A 15,615-nucleotide genomic window follows, 5' to 3' on the forward strand; every position below is an offset into this window, starting at 1 on the left:
AGAGTTCAAATTTGAACCATTTGGGGAATGTAATGACGCGTTGTGGTTGGGCCGGTCCGGAACAGATTTATTTTGATTATCATGACACCGATTGGGGTGTGCCGGAATGGGACAGTCGTGCCCTGTGGGAAAAGCTGATTTTGGATGGGTTTCAGGCTGGATTAAGCTGGATCACGATCCTGAAGAAACGGGAAAATTTTCGCGACGCATTCGAAGGGTTTGACCCAAATGTGATCGCAGGTTGGGGCGAAGAAGACGTCGAACGTTTGCTGCAAAATGCGGGCATCGTTCGGTCGCGCGCAAAAATCGAAGCCACGATTAAAAACGCACGCGTTTGGCAGAAAATTGAGCAACGCGAAGGGTTTGATCAGTTTTTGTGGAACTATATGGATGGCAAACCGTTGCAAAACCATTGGGCAACCCTGGCCGATATTCCTGCAAAAACGCCGTTATCCGAACAGATATCAAAGGATCTGAAACGCGAAGGGTTTAAGTTTTGCGGCCCCGTGATCGTCTATGCCTTTATGCAGGCCGTGGGGATGGTCAATGATCATGTCATCGATTGCCCGCGTCACAAAGATTGTGCCGAATTGGCGTCGCGTTAGGTCCAGCGATCCAGCGCGTCTTCGTCTTCTTCCTTAGAGGCGACCCAATCCGACCCGTCGGCGGTCATTTCTTTTTTCCAAAATGGCGCACGTGATTTCAGGTAATCCATCAGGAATTCAGCGGCTTGAAACGCGTCAACCCGATGGCGTGACGCAGTTGCGACCATCATGATCGGGTCATCCGCATGCAGATCACCGTGGCGATGGATGACCAGAACATTTGTCAGGGAAAACCGGGATTTAGCATCTTCCATCATCGATGAAATGGCCTTTTCGGTCATGCCGGGGTAATGTTCGATCCGCATCAGATCAAGCCCACCGGCCACGTCACGCACAATCCCCGTAAAGCTGACGATTGCGCCCGCCCCGGCCACATCGGCGGAAAACGCATTCAGTTCCGCCCCCGCATCAAACGGGGCTGTGTCGACCACCAGCCGCATCAGCCACCTGTCATGGGCGGGAAAAACGCCACCTCGCGGGCCCCGGCCAGTGGGGCGTCAAAATCGGTCAATTCCTGATCGATGGCGACCTTTAGCGCGGTGATATCTTCGAATGCAGCGGCATAGCGATCTTCGCGCTCGCGCAGTTCGTTGACCAAATCCATGACGGTTTTTGCGTCGGTTTCCACACGTTCCTTGGGCAGGCCGATCCGTTCACGAACCCAGGCAAAATACATCACATCAATCATGGGTGTTCCCTTAGATAAGGCATGGCTTTGCGCAGGTAATCCCAGCCGGTCAACACGGTCAGCGCCGCCGCCACCCATAACAGCGCGATCCCACCATAAAAACACATATCCCAGCCTAGCTGTTTCCAACGCAGGCCAACTTCGTCCACGACATCCCCGTCAAGGATCGCTTGGACCAGCGTGTAATCCATGCCGACGGTATGTGCGATCAGGTAATGTTCAAACGCACCTTTGGCGAACAAAACCGCAATCGCGACCATCTGAAACGTGGTTTTCCACTTGGCCAAGTTGGTCACTTTGAGAGTGCCAGCCGTGTCGCCCAGAAATTCGCGCAAACCTGATACGAACACTTCGCGGAACATGATCAATGTGGCAGGCATCAAAATCCATGGGTTCATGCCTGAAAATCCGGTGATCACCAGCAGAGCAATCACCACCATTGCCTTGTCCGCGATTGGATCCAACATGGCCCCGAATTTTGATTCCTGTTTCCATGCACGCGCCAGATAGCCGTCCAGAAAATCGGTCACCGCAGCCACAACAAACAGGATCAGCGCAAACCAATCCGCATGTGGGCGGGCAAAGTACAAAAACATGATCGCAACGCCGGGGGCCGCCAAAAGGCGCAGCAACGTCAAAAGATTGGGTAGGTTCCAAGTCATAGTCTGTTGTTAACCTGTCTGGTTCTTGGGGGGAAGCGGATCATGCGGCGTTGATGTCGCAATAACGTGAGCATTTGGACCAACAAACGCCTAGGTCCCTTCGTGAAAGAAGCCATAGATCGTTTCCGCCAGCTTTTCAGACACGCCCGGCACGGCCTTTAGGTCGGCCAGATTGGCGCGGCTGACGGCCTTGGCCGATCCGAAATGCGCCAGCAATGCCCGTTTGCGGGTGGCACCCACGCCGGGCACGTCATCCAGCGGGGTTGCGCCGATGGCTTTGGTGCGTTTGGCGCGGTGTGTGCCGATGGCAAATCGGTGCGCCTCGTCGCGCATGCGTTGGATGAAATACAGCACAGGATCATTGCGTTGCAGGGCCATCACGGGTTTGCCTGTGCGGTGAAATTCCTCTTTGCCGTGGTCGCGATCAACGCCTTTAGCAACCCCGACCATCGGCACGTCATTCACGCCCAATTCGCGCATGATTTCACGCACGGCACTGACCTGACCTGCACCCCCATCGATCAGTAGCAAACCGGGCCAGTGGCCTTCTTGTCGATCTGGGTCTTCTTTCAGCAACCGTTTGAAACGGCGCGTCAGCACCTCTTTCATCATGCCGAAATCATCGCCGGGCGTCAGGTCTTCGCCTTTGATGTTAAACTTGCGGTACTGGTTTTTCATGAACCCTTCGGGACCCGCACAGATCATCGCCCCAACCGCATGGGCGCCCTGAATATGCGAGTTGTCATAGACTTCCACCCGCTGGGGCACCTCTGGCAAATCAAAGGCTTCTGCCAAACCACGCAGCAATTTACCCTGCGTGGCCGTTTCTGACATTTTGCGCGCCAGACTTTCGCGGGCATTGCGCAACGCGCCTGACACCAGCTCTGACTTTTCGCCCCGTTGGGGAACGATGATTTCAACCTTGCGCTCGGCCTTATCGGTCAGGGCCTGGGTCATCAGATCGGGGGCGTCCAACCCATGTGACAACAGCACCATGCGTGGCGGTTCGCGGTTGGAGTAAAACTGCCCGACAAAGGCTTGCATGATTTCAGCGCTGTCCTCTTCGCCGTTCAGTTTGGGATAATAATCATGGTTGCCCCAATTCTGATGCGACCGAATGAAAAACACCTGCACACAGGCCTGACCGGAATGTTGATGCAACGCGATCACGTCAGCTTCGGCGGTGTTTTGCGGATTGATCCCTTGGGAAGCCTGCACCTGCGTCAGGGAATTGATCCGATCCCGCAGGGCCGCGGCGCGTTCAAATTCCAGCGCGTCAGACGCGACTTGCATTTCCTTGGCCAGCGATTCCTGAATTTGCGTGGTTTTGCCAGATAGAAACTGATGCGCATCCCGCACCTGCACATCGTAATCCTGCGTGCTGACATACCCCACACAGGGCGCAGAGCAGCGTTTGATTTGATATTGCAGACAGGGGCGCGTGCGGGCCTCAAACGTGGCGTCGGTGCAATTGCGCAGCAAAAACACCTTTTGCAATTGGTTCAACGTCCGATTGACCGCGCCCGCACTGGCAAAGGGGCCGTAATAGCTGCCCTTTTCTTTCTTTGCGCCACGATGTTTTTTCAGCTGCGGATAATCATGTGACTTGCTGATTAGAATGTTGGGGAAGCTTTTATCGTCGCGCAACAGCACGTTGTAGCGCGGTTTTAGCTGCTTGATCAGGTTTTGCTCTAGCAACAAAGCTTCGGTTTCGGTGCGTGTGGTCAGGAACATCATCGATGATGTTTCTGAAATCATCCGCGCAATCCGGGCTGAATGACCATTGGGGCGGGCGTAGTTGCTGACACGCGCCTTTAGGTTGCGCGCCTTCCCTACATATAGAACCCGCGCCTGATCATCGAGCATCCGATAAACGCCCGGCGATCCGTCCAATGTCCGCAAATAAGCATGTATGCAATCATGCCCTTTTAGCGGCGGTTCGGCGGGGGTGTTTGTGGGCTGCTCTGACATGGACACGCTTTCGTGATTCTGCGGTATTGCTGCAATGATACAGCGATTGAGGCAAGAGGTAAGGTTTCCACTGAAACTGTGGATAAGTCCGGGGACATCCTGCGGTCAAATCGATATTTCCCTTGTTTTCGGCCCATTTCGACGTACTGCCTAAAAAATAGGCAAACCCATAAGTCATTGATTTTCATGCGCAAAAAAGTGTATCAATTGTAAGCGCTTGAAAACATTACCAAATCGTAAACAAAATGTGACACCCAAACTGCCCCCGTGCACAACTTTGCACGATGCCGGCCAAACCCCCATAAAACCGACGATTATTGAGACCAAATCGCCGCAATTGTCCGACAATCAAAAGCGCGTGATCTGCCACGTCCCACTTGAGAAAGCTGTGCGCAGTATTCAGGTTTCGACAAAGGGTTTACAGATCGCAGTCAGCCCGGTTTTCCCGCCCTGTGGCGCGACGCATCGGGTTACCCCAACACAATCGCCACATACACAACATAGAGTGCGCTCAGCCCAATGCCCCAAATCCGGGTGATGTCCTGTTTAAAGAACACAAACGGCACCAACATCAGCGATGCACCCAGCATGATCCACAGATCAAAGCTCAGAACCGAAGGTTCGACAGGGATCGGACCAACCAAGCTTGCGATGCCGATAATGGCCAACAGGTTGAACATATTTGACCCGATCACATTGCCCAATGCGACTTCTGCTTGGCGACGCAATGCGGCCATAACCGTCGTCGCCAATTCCGGCAATGATGTCCCCAACGCAACCAAGGTCAAACCAATCGCCGTTTCAGACACACCGAAATCACGCGCAATATTGACCGCGCCATCCACCAACAGGCTAGCGCCCAGTGGCAGACCGACCATGCCCAGACCCAGGAATAACAGGATCTTGGGCCAGCTCATCGATGGATCCGCACCTTCGATGTCTTCGTCTGGGTCCAGCATAGCACAGGCTGACCGGTGCTGCATCGCGGACCGGGCCGCATAGGCCAGCATCGCAAACAAAGCCGTCAGCAGGATCAAACCATCCACCCAAGTGATGGTTCCGCAGAAACACAGCACGATAAACAGCAATGTCGCCCCGATCATTTGCAGGAAATTGCCGCGGGTGCTGCATTCGGATGTATGCATGGTGGCCAACAGCGCCGGCACGCCCAGCACCAACAGGATATTGGCGGTGTTTGATCCCACAACATTGCCCAAAGCCAATCCGGGGACACCATCCATGATCGCTTGGATCGAAATCAACAATTCTGGCGCAGAGGTCCCAAAGGCGACAATCGTCAGGGACACAATCAACGCAGGTACGCCCAGACGCAGCGACAAATTAACAGCGCCCCGCACCAATGCATCCCCTGCGAGCAGCAAGATCACGAGACCCAGCCCCACATAGATCCAATCCATTGCCATGTTCAGCGCGTCCCCCTGCAGGGGCACGGCCCCTTCCCAATTCTAAAACGCCCACATCTGGCGCATTTGGCATCCGCCAATCGTTGCTGCCCCGGAAAGCGCAATTTCCCGAACATGGCAAGTACCACCATGAAGATCAGAAAGAGAAAAACAATTTTCACAACCATTTTACAACTTTCTTACAACCCAAACTGGGCATAGGCGGCGCGTTCTTCAACCGTAGACACAGCGTCACGAACGATTCCCATCGACAAACGCGACAACAGGGATCGCCGACTGGGCGACAGAACACGGAATTGAACTTTGTCGCCGAATTTTTCCTTCATGAAAGGCACCAAATGCCCCACATGATCGGCCAAGCCCATTTCGACGCCTTTGTGGCCGACCCAAATTTCGCCGTTAAACAAATCCGCATCCGCCAATTTGTCACCGCGTCTGGATTGCACATGTTCCTTAAACGTCGCGTGGATCTGTTCCAGCAGGACCTTTAGGCGTTCAATATCTTCGGGGTTTTCCGCCTTGAACGGGTCCAGTTGCGATTTGGACGTGCCCGCCGTGTAAACCCGCCGTTCCACGCCATGTTTTGCAATAAAATCCTGAAGCCCAAAGCCAGAGGAAATCACCCCGATGGATCCGATCACAGAAGACGCATCCACGATGATTTCATCGGCAGCCGCCGCCAGCCAATAGCCACCTGACGCGGCGACATCTTCGACAAAGGCGTAAACGGGAATGTCTTTTTCGTCCGCCAAACGCCGGATTCGCGCACCGATCAGCGAAGATTGCACCGGGGAACCGCCCGGCGAATTGATCACCAAAGCGACGGCATCCGGTTTGGATCGGAATGCTTTTTCAACGATTGGTGCCAATGTCGCGTCGTTCAGCCCACGTCCGCCGGACGCAATAACGCCGTTCAGACGGATGACAGCGACGCGCGGGTCGGATTTGATAAAAGGAATGAAACGTTTCATGCCCTTCATGTAGGCGGCAGTTCGTCGCGGGACAAGGGAGCGAAGCCAACGCTTTTCCCCTGTCCTGCGCCTGTGGCCTGTTTGTCGCGCTTATTGGCGGACGCGCCAGCCGGTTCGGAAAATCCACCAGATCACGCCAAGACAGATGAGTGTGAACAATCCAATCGCCCCCAGGCTAAGCGCGATTGGCACATCTGCCTGCCCAAAAAACGACCAGCGGAACCCGGAAACAAGGTACACAACCGGGTTAAACAGCGTGATTGTCTGCCAGATGGGCGGCAACATTGAGATCGAATAAAACGACCCGCCCAAAAACACGAGCGGCGTGATCACCAGCAATGGGATCAGCTGCAATTGTTCAAAATTGCCAGCCCAAATACCGATGATAAACCCAAGCAGTGAAAAGCTGAGACAGGTCAGAACCAAGAAGGCGAGCATCGCAAACGGGTGCTGGATTTGCAAATCCACGAACAAAAACGCCGTCGCCAGAATGATCACTCCGATGAACAATGCTTTGGTGGCCGCCGCGCCCACATATCCAATGGTGATTTCCAGAAAATTCACCGGCGCAGATAGCAATTCTGAAAACGTGCCGATGAATTTCGGGAAATAAATCCCAAAAGAGGCGTTTGATGTGGCCTGCGTCATGGATGACAACATGATCAAACCGGGCACAATAAACGCCCCATAGGGGATGCCGTCCACTTGGTCGATGCGCGACCCAATCGCCGCCCCAAACACCACAAAATAGAGCGCGGTCGAAATCACCGGCGACAGAAAGCTTTGCATAAGGGTGCGGAAAAACCGTGCCATTTCAAACCGGTAGATAGATGCAATCGCCTGCGTGTTCATACTCATTCTCCTACAAGTCCAACAAAGATTTCTTCGAGCGAACTTTGTTCTGTGCTGAGGTCGCGCAGATGTAATCCGGCCTTTTGCAGATCAGACAACAACGCGGTAATCCCGGTGCGTTCTGCCGTGGTGTCATAGGTGTAAATCAACTGATTTCCCTGATCCCCCAGCGCCAGATTATACTCTGACAAACTCTCTGGCAGGGCGTCCAAACGTTCGGTCAGTTCAATCGACAGCTGTTTTTGCCCCATCCGGCGCATCAACGCGTCTTTTTCCTCAACCAACAGGATTTCACCGTTGTTGATCACGGCAATCCGGTCGGCCATGGCTTCGGCTTCTTCGATGTAATGCGTCGTCAGGATGATCGTGACCCCCTGCTTTTTAAGCTCGGCCACGGTTTCCCACATGCTTTTGCGCAACTCGACATCCACACCGGCACTGGGTTCGTCCAAAAACAGAACGCGCGGCGAATGCGACAGCGCCTTGGCGATCAGCACACGGCGTTTCATTCCGCCCGACAGCATCATGATTTTGGCTGTGCGTTTATCGCCCAACGACAGCTGCCCCAGAACCTGATCCAAAAACGCATCGTCGCGTTTTTTCCCGAACAACCCTCGCGAAAACCGCACGGTGTTGATCACGGTTTCGAACGGCTCCAGATTGATTTCCTGTGGCACCAGCCCAATCAAGTCACGTGCAGCGCGAAAATCGGTTTCGGTGTCATGCCCGCCGACGCTGATTGTGCCATCTGTGGCCTTGGTAATACCGCAAATCGTTGAAATCAGGGTTGTTTTCCCCGCACCATTTGGCCCGAGCAACGCAATAATTTCACCTTCTTCGATGTCGAGGTTCACAGATTTGAGCGCCTCAAACCCGCCCGGATAACGTTTGGTCAGATTACGGACCGATACAATGGGTGCCATGTTAATTCCCTGAAAAATGGTCAGGGCACATTAGCGTTCACCTTGGGATTGTCCATCAACACCAATGCACACAAGCCATGCTAAATTGTATAGATTGACGCCACTGACCGCGATCTGCCGATCAATTTGGGGCCCCGATTAGTGAGCCAGATTAGTGGGCTGGACGGGATACCGGATCGATCAAGCTGCGCCCGCCATCCACGGTTACGATCTGCCCCGTCACAAAGCTGGACGCGTCGCTGGCCAGATATTGCACGGCATCAGACACTTCGGTGGGTTTGGCGATCCGAGACAAAGGCGTGGATTCAATGATGCATTCCCGCAGCCCTTCAGTTTCGCGCAACGCGCCTTTTAGGCTGGCGCTCATGACGGACCCAAACGCAACGGCGTTGACCCGAATCCGATGCGGAGCCAAAGCCACCGCCAAGGACCGGGTCATTTGATCCAATGCGGCGGTTGAGACGGAATATGCCAACAATTCAGGATGGGTGCGCCGCGCCGCAATAGAGCTGAGATTGATAATCGACCCGACCTGTCCTTCGGTCTGACCTTCGGCTTGTTTGATCATGCGTTTTGCCACCAATTGCGACAGCCGCAAGGATGTGATCAGGTTTTGGTTCAGCAGGGTTGTGACCGCGTCATCATCCGCATTCAACGGATCAGACATAACCACCTGACGTGACGCATTCACCAGAATATCCACCCGTTCAAACGCGTCAATCGTCGCGGATAACAGGTTCGCCAATGTCAGCTTTTCCCGCAAATCCCCTGCGAAAACTTGCATACGCGCCTCTGCGGCGGCATCTTCGCCCACTTCTTTTTGCAGGTTGGGTTCGTCCATATCGGCAAACACCACATTGGCCCCAGCCCGAACAAAATGCCGTCCGATGGCCAGCCCCACGCCATTTGCAGCCCCAGTGACGATGGCGGTTTTACCTGCGATGGAAAAGGACATGTGTTTCTCCTGTGACCCAGATCAGACGCTATGCGATTCTAGCGTTTGGGGCGAGAGGCATGGAAAAGCTTAAAGGAATTATCCCCATAAAGTTCTTCTCCGTTGCGGAAAGTATCTTTGAGATGACGTTCGTAAGGCAGATGCCGATTGGCAACCAGCCACAGATGCCCAGACGGTTTCAACATCCGAGCCGCCGCCGCAATAAACGCCCGACCTAACGCCGGATCAGCCGCGCGGGATGTGTGAAACGGCGGGTTACAGATGATCGTATCGTAGGGGTCAGACGGGGCAAATGTGGTGGCATCCGCCCAATGAAAATGCGCCCGTTCATCGGTCACGTTCAAACGCGCGCAATCCAGGGCCAGCGCTTCTGCTTCGACCAGATCAACGGATTTTACCTTTTCATACTTCAGCGCAGCAAGGCTAAGATAGCCCCAGCCCGCACCCAGATCTGCGACACGGCCGAACAATTTGGGCGGCAACGCATCCACCAACAAAGCCGACCCGCGATCAACCTGACCATCCGAAAATACCCCAGCCGTCGTGTAATAGCCATGATCGCCACGCGCCGGGTCAGGGACCAGCCAGTCGTCAAACTTGCCTTTGGCGGCATCCGCGTCAAACCAGAACAGCCGCCCATGTGCCTTGGGAATGGATGGCAAATCGCCCAGCCGTTTGCGACATTCCTTGAATACCGCATCAGCGCCGTCGGTTTTTTGACCATCAATGATCACGATCCCACTGGACAGGTTGCAGGCCCGTGCCACCATATCACGTGCCAACGCTTTGGCCCGTGGCAGCACCACAATCATCGCCTCGGCAGGTGACGCTTTGGGCATCACCTGATATCCACGCCGGTCCCATGCATCGCAATCGGGTTTGAACGTATGTTCGATCAACACCTGATCTGGCGCGACCGGCAGGTCATAATCCGCAGGGGGACGCAGCACCGCAATGGGGCCTGAAAACTCGAAAGCGCCCTGATCGAGCGCTGTTTGTAGACGTGAATTTTTGGACATGAGCGGCGTCTGGCGCCTATTCCTTTTCCATGGTGCATTGCAGCGGGTGCTGGTGACGCTGTGCGAAACCCATCACTTGCGCGACTTTGGTTTCTGCAATCTCATGGCTGAACACCCCGACAACGGCAACGCCTTTTTTGTGAACCGTCAGCATCAGTTCGAACGATTGCGCATGTGTCAGGCCAAAAAACCGTTCCAACACCATGACGACGAATTCCATCGGTGTGAAATCGTCGTTTAATATCATAACCTTGTACATTGGCGGACGTTTGGTCTTGGGGCGTGTTTTCAGCGCCAGACCCGGTTCATCAATCCCGTCATCTTCGCGATCTGCCATCATATAGAAATCAGCCAACATCTGGATTCTGACCTTTTGTCATTCTGCCACCGGGTCTGTAATATAAGAGAGTTCAGGATTATGAAAACCCCAACCGCGCGTTATCATGGTAAAAGTCACACATTTGATATCACCGCCACGTGCGACACTGCCTTTTCTGACCGTCTAAGTCCCACAATTTCCTTAAACCTTTCTTAATCAATTGGGGCAATCAGATTGCCCTGCCCCTCTATCTAGCGACAATTTTGGAATACGCCGCTATATCTGGATTGCCTTGCATGAAAGACACACTTCATACCATTGAAAATAAGGTATTTTTAAGATGCCCATACCCGTGCTAGGGTGATTTCATAATTTGAGGTGCCACCAAAAAAACCGGCACCCATGAGGCAGAACATCGAGAGGCTCACGACGTGTACAGTCGTTTAGGGAATCCCGCCCGAACCGGGATGCTATTGCTATGCGTAATGCTATTGGCCGCGCTTGCGCCATTGGCCAGCCGTGCCGCACCATATGCGGCATTGGTCATGGATGCCCGCAGCGGCGAGGTTTTGCATTCTCGCAATGCAGACACACAATTGCATCCCGCGTCATTGACCAAAATGATGACGCTCTACATTGCATTCGAAGCGGTGGAACGTGGCGAAATCGGACTGGACACGATGGTGACCATTCCCCGTGCCGCCGCGGCTGAACCTCCGTCCAAGCTGGGGCTTCAGGCAGGGCAACAAATCCGGTTCCGCTATTTGATCCGCGCGGCGGCCGTGAAATCCGCCAATGACGCAGCCACCGCGATTGGCATTACGATTTCCGGGTCCGAAGCCGCCTTTGCCCGCCGCATGAATCGTACCGCGGCCGCGATGGGGATGACACGCACCCAATTCAAAAACGCCCACGGTTTGACCGAAGTTGGCCATATGTCCACGGCCCGCGATATGTCCATTTTGGGGCGGCACATGATTTATGACTGGCCGCAATATTATAACATCTTTTCGCGTCGTTCTGCCGATGCGGGTATCCGCACCGTCAACAACACCAACCGCCGTTTTCTGAATGCATATCAAGGCGCTGACGGGATCAAGACAGGCTATACACGCGCCGCTGGTTTCAATTTGGTTGCCTCTGCCGAACGTGGATCAGAACGCATTATTGCAACCGTTTTTGGCGGCTCCTCCACCGCCAACCGCAACGCCCGCGTTGCGGAACTATTGGATATGGGGTTTAGCCGCGCCCCCACCCGCGTCGCGTTCCGCCCTCCATCCAGACCGGCCTATCGCGGCAATGAACCCGGAGCCGGACCGCGTGTCGTCAGGGTCAGCGGCGCCGTTAGCCGATCATTGCGACCACAAATGCGAACGCCGACACAGCCGCCTGTGGTCATGGTATCGGCCGATATCCTCCAAGAAGCGATGGAAACACCATTGGCAGAAGCCCCCGCACAGGTCCCCACACAGGCACAGGCACCCGCCCAGATTCAACCGCAGGCGCGGCCCGAAAATCTGGTGATGGCCGCCGTCGCCACGCCGCCGCCACCTGCAGAGGTTGCGCCAGAAATTGTCACCCGCGTTTCATCCTCTGGTGGACGCCATTGGGGCATCAATGTCGGGCGCTACACCACCCGCTATCAGGCGGAACGGGTTTTGCTGCGTGTTGCCCTAAATGAAATGAGCACACTAGACGGATCACTGCGCCGCGTGTCGTCATCTGCACGTGGACATGATGCAAATTTCATGGGGCTAAACCGCGAAACTGCTGAACTAGCGTGCCGTCGATTGCAAGCCCGTGGAACGACATGCTTTATGATCGGACCTGATTCATAATCAAAGGCCAGATCATGGCACAACTTGCATTTCACACGCCTTCGGCACCCGTTTTGCCGACCACACAATCTGATGTTTACCTCCCCGTCCGGCGCATTTTTTGCGTCGGGCGAAACTATTCTGAACATGCGATTGAAATGGGCAATGACCCAGCCGAGCCGCCGTTCTTCTTTACCAAACCGGGCGATGCCATTGTGCGATCCGGATCAGAAATCCCGTTTCCCAAGGCCACGCAAAACCTGCATCACGAGGCGGAATTGGTTGTGATCATTGGGAAATCTGGCAGCGATATCGCTGTGGAAAACGCGCTAAGCCATGTTTGGGGCTATGCGGCGGGCAATGATCTGACCCGCCGTGACATTCAATCCAAAGCAAAAGAGCAGCGCCGTCCATGGGACATGGCCAAGGGGTTTGACCGTTCCGCCGTGATCGGAACTGCGGCCCCTGTTTCTCAGGTTGGGCATTTAAATGCGGGGCGCATCACATGTCATGTCGACAATGAATTGCGTCAGGACAGCGACCTGTCACGGATGATTTGGCCGACTGCGGATGTGATCAGCTATCTGTCGGGATTGGTCGACCTGGCGCCCGGTGATCTGATCATGACCGGCACACCCGCTGGCGTTGGACCGATCCAGTCAGGGCAAACCTGTGATGTGGACATCGACGGGCTTGCCCCTGCATCGGTTACGTTTCGCTAGACCGCCCTTCAAACGCTGCGGCCATCAATTGCCGTGTATATTCGGTCTGAGGCGCATCAAAAATCTGATCCACGGGCCCCGCTTCGACGACATCACCCTGTTTCATCACCATCACTTTGTGGCTCAGGGCGCGCACGACCTTTAGGTCATGGGAAATAAACAGATAGGCTAGCTGGTGTTTCTGCTGCAATTCACGCAGCAATTCCACAATCTGAACCTGCACTGTCATATCCAACGCCGATGTCGGTTCATCCAGAACCAGCAATTTCGGGCGCAAGATCATCGCCCGTGCAATCGCGATCCGTTGCCGTTGCCCGCCTGAAAATTCATGCGGATAGCGATCCATCACGGCGGGGTCCAACCCAACTTCGGTCATGATTTCCGACACCAGAACACGTTTGTCCGCCTTATCGGCAATGCCATGCACGGCCAAACCTTCGGCGATGATTTCGGCAACGGTCATGCGCGGCGACAACGATCCAAACGGGTCCTGAAACACGATTTGCATATCACCACGCAGCGGCCGCATTTGGCGGGGTGTCAGATCTTTGATCTGTTGATCCTGAAATTCGATCCCGCCTTCTGAGTGGATCAAACGCATGATCGCCAACGCCAATGTGGTTTTGCCCGACCCGCTTTCGCCCACCACGCCCAGCGTTTCCCCGGCCCGCACCGACAGTGTGGCGTCATTCACCGCTTTGACATATCCAACGGTCCGCCGCAGCAATCCGCGATGGATTGGGAACCAGATTTTCAAGTTTTCAGTCGACACGATTTCGGCGGCACCGCCAGGCACAGGTGCAGGTGTTCCCGTGCTTTCGGCGGCCAACAACATCTGCGTGTATGGATGGCGCGGATTGTCAAAAATTTCCGACGTTTTCCCGGTTTCGACGATTTCTCCATCCTTCATCACACAGACCCGATCCGCGATTTTGCGCACAATGGTCAGATCATGGGTGATGAACAGCAGGCTCATGCCTTCGGAGGTTTTCAGATCCGCCAACAGATCCAGAATTTGCGCCTGAATGGTCACATCCAGCGCTGTGGTCGGTTCATCCGCCACCAGCAATTCGGGACCATTGGCCAGCGCCATCGCGATCATGACCCGCTGACGCTGCCCCCCCGACAATTGGTGCGGATAGGAATTCAGGCGACTTTCGGGGTCGCGAATGCCCACTTTGGTCAGCAATTCAACGATCCGGGTCCGCACAGCTTCGCCGCGCAGGCCCTGATGCAGCTCAATCGATTCCGACAGCTGTTTTTCCAGCGTGTGCAGCGGGTTCAGCGACGTCATCGGTTCTTGAAAGATAAAGCTGATGTCATTGCCGCGCACGGCCTGCAATTCTGTTTCGCGGGCGCCGACCATTTCACGCCCACCATAGGTGATGGACCCGTCGATATATGCGCTGTCACCCAACAGGTTTACCGTCGACAAGGCAGTGACCGATTTGCCCGACCCGCTTTCGCCGACCAGCGCGACGGTTTCGCCTTTGGCCACGTCAAAGGACAAACCGCGCACAGCATGGGTGGTTTCGCCGTCTTGGCGGAACCGAACGTTCAGGTTTTTCACCTTCAACAGGCTCATGAGAAGGTCTTTCTTGGATCAAATGCATCGCGCACACCTTCGAAGATAAAGACCAGCAGCGACAGCATGACAGCAAAGGTAAAGAAGGCCGTAAAACCCAGCCATGGGGCCTGAAGGTTCTGTTTGGCCTGCAACGACATTTCCCCCAACGACGGGGCCGATGACGGCAATCCGTAGCCCAGAAAATCAAGTCCCGCGAGGGTCGAAATCCCGCCCGTGATCAGAAACGGTAACATGGTCACCGTCGCAACCATCGCGTTGGGCAGCATATGACGGATCATGATGGTGCGGTCACTGACCCCCAGCGCCTTGGCGGCGCGGATATATTCAAAGTTGCGCGCCCGCAAAAATTCAGCCCGCACAAGCCCAACCAATGCTGGCCAGCCGAACAGAACGGTCAAAAACACCAGCAATCCGTAACTTCGCCCCAAAATGGCAAAGACGATGATGATGACATATAGCGACGGAATGCCGGTCCAGACTTCGATCACGCGTTGGAACACCAGATCGACCCAACCGCCAAAATAGCCCTGCACCGCCCCTGCGACGATCCCAATCAATGACGCGAAAAACGTCACAGTCAATGCAAAGAAGATCGACAGGCGAAAGCCATAAATCACTCGCGCGGTCACATCGCGTTTGGTGTCATCTGTGCCCAACCAGTTTTGATTGGTCGGGGGCGATGGTGCCACGCCACCGACATCCACAATCGTGTTGAATGAATAGGGAATAATGGGCCAGATGGACCAGCCTTTGTGGAAATCAGGATCATCTATGCCCTGCTCGGCCATGGCGATGAACTCTTCTGGTGCATCAAAACAATCGACCAAGCCACCGGTGGCGATCAGGCATTGGACTTCGATGTCTTGATAGGCGGCCTCGGACGGGAAGTCCCCGCCGAAATCACGTTCTGAATAGAAGTTGAAAATCGGCATCCGCAATTCGCCGCGATAGGACACAAGTATAGGTTTGTCATTGGCGATAAATTCGGCAAACAGGCTAAGCCCGAACAGCACGATGAATATCCACAGTGACCAAACAGCGCGGCGGTTGCGTTTGAAATTGCTCAGACGACGTTGGTTAAGGGGGGATAAACGCATGA

At 54.6% G+C, this 15,615-nt stretch carries 16 protein-coding genes; 3 read left to right on the forward strand and 13 right to left on the reverse strand.

Translation table 11 applies throughout. The features are described 5' to 3' along the window. The first annotated feature begins 32 nt into the window (after window positions 1-32). The gene (locus tag AB1F12_RS14165) at window positions 33-605 is read left to right on the forward strand and encodes a DNA-3-methyladenine glycosylase I (RefSeq protein ID WP_368185017.1); all 573 of its coding nucleotides are present in this window, start codon (window positions 33-35) and stop codon (window positions 603-605) included. Here the strand turns inward: AB1F12_RS14165 and AB1F12_RS14170 are convergent. The 11 genes from AB1F12_RS14170 to clpS form a co-directional block, all read right to left on the reverse strand. Beyond that, window positions 602-1,045 (reverse strand): molybdenum cofactor biosynthesis protein MoaE, encoded by a 444-nt coding sequence (locus AB1F12_RS14170; protein ID WP_368185018.1) that lies wholly within the window; start codon window positions 1,043-1,045, stop codon window positions 602-604. The genes AB1F12_RS14165 and AB1F12_RS14170 overlap by 4 nt on opposite strands. After that, complete coding sequence (gene moaD / locus AB1F12_RS14175; RefSeq protein WP_368188378.1) at window positions 1,045-1,290, reverse strand: molybdopterin converting factor subunit 1; 246 nt, start codon at window positions 1,288-1,290, stop codon at window positions 1,045-1,047. The genes AB1F12_RS14170 and moaD overlap by 1 nt, the downstream gene beginning before the upstream one ends. Then, window positions 1,290-1,955, reverse strand: coding sequence for a CDP-diacylglycerol--glycerol-3-phosphate 3-phosphatidyltransferase (gene pgsA, locus AB1F12_RS14180; protein WP_368185019.1), 666 nt, complete (start codon window positions 1,953-1,955; stop codon window positions 1,290-1,292). Before pgsA ends, moaD begins: the two co-directional genes overlap by 1 nt. A 90-nt stretch (window positions 1,956-2,045) precedes the next feature. Next, window positions 2,046-3,926, reverse strand: coding sequence for an excinuclease ABC subunit UvrC (uvrC, locus tag AB1F12_RS14185; protein WP_368185020.1), 1,881 nt, complete (start codon window positions 3,924-3,926; stop codon window positions 2,046-2,048). 470 nt (window positions 3,927-4,396) lie between these two features. Then, complete coding sequence (locus tag AB1F12_RS14190) at window positions 4,397-5,350, reverse strand: calcium/sodium antiporter (RefSeq protein ID WP_368188379.1); 954 nt, start codon at window positions 5,348-5,350, stop codon at window positions 4,397-4,399. Between the two features lie 179 nt (window positions 5,351-5,529). Further along, window positions 5,530-6,321 (reverse strand): S49 family peptidase, encoded by a 792-nt coding sequence (locus AB1F12_RS14195; RefSeq protein ID WP_368185021.1) that lies wholly within the window; start codon window positions 6,319-6,321, stop codon window positions 5,530-5,532. A gap of 90 nt (window positions 6,322-6,411) precedes the next feature. Further along, window positions 6,412-7,173 (reverse strand): ABC transporter permease, encoded by a 762-nt coding sequence (locus AB1F12_RS14200; protein ID WP_368185022.1) that lies wholly within the window; start codon window positions 7,171-7,173, stop codon window positions 6,412-6,414. 2 nt (window positions 7,174-7,175) lie between these two features. Continuing rightward, complete coding sequence (locus AB1F12_RS14205) at window positions 7,176-8,096, reverse strand: ABC transporter ATP-binding protein (protein ID WP_368185023.1); 921 nt, start codon at window positions 8,094-8,096, stop codon at window positions 7,176-7,178. A 151-nt stretch (window positions 8,097-8,247) separates the two neighbouring features. Further along, window positions 8,248-9,051, reverse strand: coding sequence for an SDR family NAD(P)-dependent oxidoreductase (locus AB1F12_RS14210; RefSeq protein WP_368185024.1), 804 nt, complete (start codon window positions 9,049-9,051; stop codon window positions 8,248-8,250). 38 nt (window positions 9,052-9,089) lie between these two features. Next, window positions 9,090-10,070 (reverse strand): class I SAM-dependent methyltransferase, encoded by a 981-nt coding sequence (locus tag AB1F12_RS14215; protein ID WP_368185025.1) that lies wholly within the window; start codon window positions 10,068-10,070, stop codon window positions 9,090-9,092. Between the two features lie 16 nt (window positions 10,071-10,086). Further along, a complete protein-coding gene (clpS, locus tag AB1F12_RS14220; protein WP_368185026.1) occupies window positions 10,087-10,428 on the reverse strand; it encodes an ATP-dependent Clp protease adapter ClpS in 342 nt (113 codons plus the stop codon). Window positions 10,429-10,874: 446 nt separating this feature from the next. On the opposite strand from clpS, the gene AB1F12_RS14225 reads away from it, so the two are divergent. Further along, window positions 10,875-12,227: a serine hydrolase gene (locus tag AB1F12_RS14225; RefSeq protein ID WP_368188380.1), complete on the forward strand. Its 1,353-nt coding sequence runs from the start codon at window positions 10,875-10,877 to the stop codon at window positions 12,225-12,227. A 14-nt stretch (window positions 12,228-12,241) separates the two neighbouring features. After that, on the forward strand, window positions 12,242-12,928 hold the full coding sequence (locus tag AB1F12_RS14230; RefSeq protein ID WP_368185027.1) for a fumarylacetoacetate hydrolase family protein: 687 nt from the start codon (window positions 12,242-12,244) through the stop codon (window positions 12,926-12,928). Here the strand turns inward: AB1F12_RS14230 and AB1F12_RS14235 are convergent. Together AB1F12_RS14235 and AB1F12_RS14240 are read right to left on the reverse strand one after the other, a co-directional pair. Beyond that, window positions 12,915-14,513, reverse strand: coding sequence for an ABC transporter ATP-binding protein (locus AB1F12_RS14235; RefSeq protein ID WP_368185028.1), 1,599 nt, complete (start codon window positions 14,511-14,513; stop codon window positions 12,915-12,917). The genes AB1F12_RS14230 and AB1F12_RS14235 overlap by 14 nt on opposite strands. Then, window positions 14,510-15,613: an ABC transporter permease gene (locus AB1F12_RS14240; RefSeq protein WP_368185029.1), complete on the reverse strand. Its 1,104-nt coding sequence runs from the start codon at window positions 15,611-15,613 to the stop codon at window positions 14,510-14,512. Before AB1F12_RS14240 ends, AB1F12_RS14235 begins: the two co-directional genes overlap by 4 nt. Window positions 15,614-15,615 lie beyond the last annotated feature (2 nt).

It is taken from the genome of Aestuariibius sp. HNIBRBA575, assembly GCF_040932005.1.
In the GTDB taxonomy this organism is placed as follows: domain Bacteria; phylum Pseudomonadota; class Alphaproteobacteria; order Rhodobacterales; family Rhodobacteraceae; genus CANLNM01.

Excerpts from the sequence above, each read along its gene's own strand:
- AB1F12_RS14165 (WP_368185017.1), top strand. The coding sequence starts at position 33 with ATGACGCGTTGTGGTTGGGCCGGTCCGGAACAGATTTATTTTGATTAT.
- AB1F12_RS14170 (WP_368185018.1), bottom strand. The coding sequence starts at position 1,045 with ATGCGGCTGGTGGTCGACACAGCCCCGTTTGATGCGGGGGCGGAACTG.
- pgsA (WP_368185019.1), bottom strand. The coding sequence starts at position 1,955 with ATGACTTGGAACCTACCCAATCTTTTGACGTTGCTGCGCCTTTTGGCG.
- uvrC (WP_368185020.1), bottom strand. The coding sequence starts at position 3,926 with ATGTCAGAGCAGCCCACAAACACCCCCGCCGAACCGCCGCTAAAAGGG.
- AB1F12_RS14190 (WP_368188379.1), bottom strand. The coding sequence starts at position 5,350 with ATGGCAATGGATTGGATCTATGTGGGGCTGGGTCTCGTGATCTTGCTG.
- AB1F12_RS14195 (WP_368185021.1), bottom strand. The coding sequence starts at position 6,321 with ATGAAACGTTTCATTCCTTTTATCAAATCCGACCCGCGCGTCGCTGTC.
- AB1F12_RS14200 (WP_368185022.1), bottom strand. The coding sequence starts at position 7,173 with ATGAACACGCAGGCGATTGCATCTATCTACCGGTTTGAAATGGCACGG.
- AB1F12_RS14205 (WP_368185023.1), bottom strand. The coding sequence starts at position 8,096 with ATGGCACCCATTGTATCGGTCCGTAATCTGACCAAACGTTATCCGGGC.
- AB1F12_RS14210 (WP_368185024.1), bottom strand. The coding sequence starts at position 9,051 with ATGTCCTTTTCCATCGCAGGTAAAACCGCCATCGTCACTGGGGCTGCA.
- AB1F12_RS14215 (WP_368185025.1), bottom strand. The coding sequence starts at position 10,070 with ATGTCCAAAAATTCACGTCTACAAACAGCGCTCGATCAGGGCGCTTTC.
- clpS (WP_368185026.1), bottom strand. The coding sequence starts at position 10,428 with ATGTTGGCTGATTTCTATATGATGGCAGATCGCGAAGATGACGGGATT.
- AB1F12_RS14225 (WP_368188380.1), top strand. The coding sequence starts at position 10,875 with ATGCTATTGGCCGCGCTTGCGCCATTGGCCAGCCGTGCCGCACCATAT.
- AB1F12_RS14230 (WP_368185027.1), top strand. The coding sequence starts at position 12,242 with ATGGCACAACTTGCATTTCACACGCCTTCGGCACCCGTTTTGCCGACC.
- AB1F12_RS14235 (WP_368185028.1), bottom strand. The coding sequence starts at position 14,513 with ATGAGCCTGTTGAAGGTGAAAAACCTGAACGTTCGGTTCCGCCAAGAC.
- AB1F12_RS14240 (WP_368185029.1), bottom strand. The coding sequence starts at position 15,613 with ATGCGTTTATCCCCCCTTAACCAACGTCGTCTGAGCAATTTCAAACGC.